Here is a 3,667-nt window from a genome sequence, read left to right on the forward strand (position 1 = left end):
CAGGTGGGTGAAGCCATGGCCATGGTCAAAGCGCTTAACCGGATCACGCTATTAGGAATGCCGAACAGTATTCGCATCACGTAACAATCGACCCGTATGGGGCGCAGTCATTTTACAGGTTCTGATTTATTCAACAAAGCCTCGAAATAGCTGTCTTCTTTGTCCATCACGTCAGCAAAAAAGATATTGGGAGATTTCCCACCCAATTCCAGCGTCACGGGCACCACATTGCGCGCCGCATAGCTCATGATTTGCTGCCCTACTTCAGTGGAGCCGGTAAACGCCACTTTCGCGATGCGCGGCGATGTCGCCATATACTCACCAATCTCACTGCCAGAGCCATTCACCACGTTGACCACGCCCGGCGGTAATAAATCCTGAATCAGTTCCATCAGCATCAGCACGGACAGCGGCGTCAATTTCGCCGGTTTAAGCACGATGCAGTTGCCTGCCGCCAGCGCTGGCGCTGGCGCCATTTTCCAGCAAGCCATCAGCAGGGGGAAATTCCATGGAATAATCTGCCCCACCACGCCCAGCGGTTCGCGAAAATGATAAGCGACCGTATCCTTGTCGATTTCGCTGATCGCCCCTTCCTGCGCGCGGGCACAGGCGGCAAAGTAGCGGAAATGGTCGATCGCCAGCGGCACGTCAGCCCCTATTGTTTCCCGTTATCCCAAGGTTACGCATACGCCAGCAGTTCCAAGTTCTCCTCCATGCGATCCGCAATCCGGTTCAGCAGCAAGGCGCGATCCTGTACCGACATCGCGCCCCACTCTGCCTTGGCGTTATGGGCGGCATCCAGCGCATGATCGACATCACGCATGCCTGATCTGGCGACTTCACACAGGGGTTGCCCGGTGACAGGTGTCAGGTGTCAGGTGTCAGGTGTCAGGTTAATGAAATAGTCGCCACTGACCGGAGGCACCTAGGTGCCACCAATAAAGTTGTCATAGCGCTTTTTCAGATTGAGGGGATAAGCATAGGTGCCGGGCGCGACCCGGTCTTCAGCAGTGTGATGTGCCATCGCGGTCTCCTGTCCTTCGCCGTAGGGTCACGCGGCCAGGCCGCGATGAAAACAGAGACAATATGCAAAAAATTGCTAACATCAAGGACGGTCTACCAAGCGTATACACAAATCGGCTTTCCTGCCGCGCTGTTTAGCGACTCTCCGAGGAAAAGCACGCTTTGCCCCCTTTTTGTGCCCTGAACCACAGGCAACACACCGCGTGCCACGATAAAACTCGCATCACACCCGGTGGGGTGAAATAATGGTTTTCTACTTCAGAATGAATATCTTATGGGGATATCACGTGGAAGAAGCGATCCCTGCGCTCGAGGGCGCATGCCAGCGAACGGTACGCCATCAAGGCAGCTTGTCTCAGGCCAAAACGGACTGGCTGGCGGAAGAAGTGCCCGTCGCGCTGGTGTACAACGGCATTTCCCATGTGGTGATGATGACTACGCCAAAAGATCTGGAAGCCTTTGCGTTAGGTTTTTCCCTGTCGGAAGGCATCATCACGTCACCACAAGAGATTTACGGCATGGACGTGCAGCCGGTCTGCAATGGTATTGAAGTCCAGATTGAACTCTCCAGCCGCCGCTTTGCCGGGCTAAAAGAACGCCGCCGCGCCATGAACGGCCGCACCGGTTGCGGCGTGTGTGGTGTCGAACAGTTGGAAGAAATCGGCAAGCCGGTCACACCGCTACCCTTTACGCAGACCTTCTCGCTGAATCACCTAGACGGTGCATTAAAGCAGCTCAAAGACGTGCAGCACATCGGCCAATTGACCGGTTCTACCCATGCGGCTGCCTGGCTTTCCAGTGAAGGGACTATTTTGGGCGGCTGCGAAGATGTTGGCCGCCACGTGGCACTCGATAAACTGCTGGGTGTGCGCGCTACACGCCCCTGGCACTCGGGTGCCGTGTTGGTTTCCAGCCGTGCCAGCTATGAGATGGTGCAAAAAGCTGCGATGTGCGGCGTCGAGATCCTGTTTGCCGTTTCAGCGGCAACGTCGCTCGCCATTGATGTGGCTGAGCGTTGTAACCTGACGCTGGCGGGCTTTTGCCGCCCAGGCCGGGCAACCGTTTATACCCATCCGCAGCGCCTGCTCGACAGCGCATGAGGCCACTGCGGATAGATTAATCTGTTTTTAGCTTAGGCAACAATGATATAACCGTTTGTTTTCCGAGGGCAAACGCTCGAACTCCGTGCGATGGCGACGCTAATAATCGTTTTCAAGATCATTTAATTAACTATAATGAACCTCATGATTACGCGACGCTAACAAACGGTTGTTTGTTAATCACTACCGCTTGAGGCGTGCCGTACCTGATTATCACGTGCGCGCTACAACCGAGATCAAGCACGCTCGCGATTATTTAGTAGTACAACTATGGAGATGATAAATATGAGTTATTCACTGCCATCCCTGCCTTACGCTTATGACGCGCTGGAACCGCATTTCGACAAACAAACGATGGAAATCCATCACTCCAAGCACCACAAGGCTTACGTCAATAACGCTAACGCAGCGCTGGAAAGTCTGCCAGAATTCGCTAGCCTCTCCGCAGAAGAGCTGATCGCCAGACTGGATAAAGTACCGGCCGAGAAAAAAGCGGTACTGCGTAACAACGCCGGCGGCCACGCTAACCACAGCATGTTCTGGAAAGGACTGAAACTGGGCACCACGCTGGGTGGCGATCTGAAAGCGGCCATTGAACGCGATTTCGGCAGCGTTGATGCATTCAAAGAAAAATTTGAGCAAGCTGCTGCAACCTGTTTCGGTTCAGGCTGGGCGTGGCTGGTCTTGAAAGAAGACGGCAAACTGGCCGTGGTTTCTACCGCTAACCAGGATAGCCCGCTAATGGGTGAAGCTATTTCTGGCGCTTCCGGTTACCCGATCGTCACACTTGACGTGTGGGAACACGCTTACTACCTAGAGTATCAAAACCGTCGCCAGGATTACATCAAAGCGTTCTGGAACGTGGTGAACTGGGATGAAGCGGCTGCACGTTTTGCTGCTGCCAAATAATTTGTCCTGACGACATAAAACGCATAAAACCGAAATAACATTTCGTTATTTCGGTTTTTTTTGCTTTCCACACGCTGACTCGATTCATCTTTCTTACATTTAAACAATTAAAAATTTTTTAAAGGCGCATTTTTCATTTATGCTGCCGGGGTTAACTCGCCGAAATCATGCTGTGTTTTGTGCTGCCTCCTTTGCGGCACACGATGCCTTGTATCCAGATTATGGCGATTAACACCGCATCAGATGGCAGTCCCTGCTGTCTGAAGTAGGCAGTCTATCCCATCCGGATTTTTACCATGGGAAGGTGAATACTGTTTGTACGGTGCAATACGGTACATAGCCACACGCTGACACGGAGCTTGTCTTGCTTTCCTGACGTGCCTTCAGTCTGACACCCTATCGCACAGCATAAGCTTGGCTTTGTTGAATAAATCAGAACTTGTAACGACTGCGCCCCATACGGGTCGATTGTTACGTGATGAGAATACTGTTCGGCATTCCTGATAGCGTGATCCGGTTAAGCGCTTTGACCATGGCCATGGCTTCACCCACCTGAGCATCGTAGTCTCTCAGACTTAGATGACCACCCAGAAGCCTTTTGAACCGGAACATGGCCGTTTCAGCCACTGAGCGCC

At 52.8% G+C, this 3,667-nt stretch carries 2 protein-coding genes and 3 pseudogenes; 3 read left to right on the forward strand and 2 right to left on the reverse strand.

The window, feature by feature from the left end:
• Window positions 1-84: pseudogene (locus tag QZ506_RS12790) on the forward strand (lipoprotein); the annotation flags it as partial.
• A gap of 56 nt (window positions 85-140) precedes the next feature.
• Here QZ506_RS12790 and QZ506_RS12795 read toward each other — a convergent pair.
• Window positions 141-1,024, reverse strand: a pseudogene (locus tag QZ506_RS12795) (aldehyde dehydrogenase family protein); the annotation flags it as partial.
• Window positions 1,025-1,286: 262 nt separating this feature from the next.
• Between QZ506_RS12795 and fdhD the strand changes: the two are divergent.
• Both fdhD and sodA read left to right on the forward strand, forming a co-directional pair.
• Window positions 1,287-2,123, forward strand: a complete 837-nt coding sequence (fdhD, locus tag QZ506_RS12800; RefSeq protein WP_291971527.1) for a formate dehydrogenase accessory sulfurtransferase FdhD — start codon at window positions 1,287-1,289, stop codon at window positions 2,121-2,123.
• Between the two features lie 285 nt (window positions 2,124-2,408).
• Window positions 2,409-3,032 (forward strand): superoxide dismutase [Mn], encoded by a 624-nt coding sequence (gene sodA / locus QZ506_RS12805; RefSeq protein WP_291971529.1) that lies wholly within the window; start codon window positions 2,409-2,411, stop codon window positions 3,030-3,032.
• Window positions 3,033-3,503: 471 nt separating this feature from the next.
• Here sodA and QZ506_RS12810 read toward each other — a convergent pair.
• A pseudogene (locus QZ506_RS12810) lies at window positions 3,504-3,667 on the reverse strand (IS5/IS1182 family transposase); the annotation flags it as partial.

Source organism: Candidatus Symbiopectobacterium sp., from assembly GCF_020054415.1.
In the GTDB taxonomy this organism is placed as follows: Bacteria; Pseudomonadota; Gammaproteobacteria; order Enterobacterales; family Enterobacteriaceae; genus Symbiopectobacterium.

What these genes read in the sequence shown, in the direction of transcription:
- fdhD (WP_291971527.1), top strand. Translation starts at nt 1,287, where the DNA reads ATGAATATCTTATGGGGATATCACGTGGAAGAAGCGATCCCTGCGCTC.
- sodA (WP_291971529.1), top strand. Translation starts at nt 2,409, where the DNA reads ATGAGTTATTCACTGCCATCCCTGCCTTACGCTTATGACGCGCTGGAA.